Source organism: Aliiroseovarius sediminis (assembly GCF_022678485.1).
GTDB lineage: Bacteria > Pseudomonadota > Alphaproteobacteria > Rhodobacterales > Rhodobacteraceae > Aliiroseovarius > Aliiroseovarius sediminis.
The window spans coordinates 1-486 of record NZ_JALBYP010000015.1; the positions used below are offsets into that span (position 1 = coordinate 1).

1 pseudogene is annotated in these 486 nt (G+C 55.6%); it reads right to left on the reverse strand.

What is annotated here, in order from left to right:
- A pseudogene (locus tag MN186_RS00070) lies at nt 1-413 on the reverse strand (IS3 family transposase); the annotation flags it as partial.
- Between the last annotated feature and the right edge of the window lie 73 nt (nt 414-486).

Here is a 486-nt window from a genome sequence, read left to right on the forward strand (position 1 = left end):
TTTGGCATATCAGCGGTAAAGTCACGGTCCAGTAAGTTCGGTGCGATATTGAACTTGTGGTCGCTGTCGGTTGTGACCTTGTGTTTGCGGGTTCTGACAACCGATATGCCGTTCTGGCGCATCAAACGTCCCACACGACGGTGACCAACGTTCAGACCGATTTCCTTCAGCTCTTCGGTCATCCGTGGACGCCCGTAGCTGCCCAGGCTGAGACGGGATTGTTCTTTGATGTGCGCCAACGTCACCATATCGGATCGCTGCCTGTGGCTGGCTGGCCGACTGCGGAACGCACGTAAACCCCGCATGCTGACATCCATAACCTGACACAGGCGCGCTGCCGGAAACGCATCCCGGTGTTCTTCGACGAACCTAAACCTCACGGCTTTTGGCTCGCGAAGAACTGGGTGGCCTTCCTAAGAAACAGCCATGTCGGCCTCCAGTGGTAACTCTTGCAAATCATACCCGAATGACTTGGCTCGACGTTTG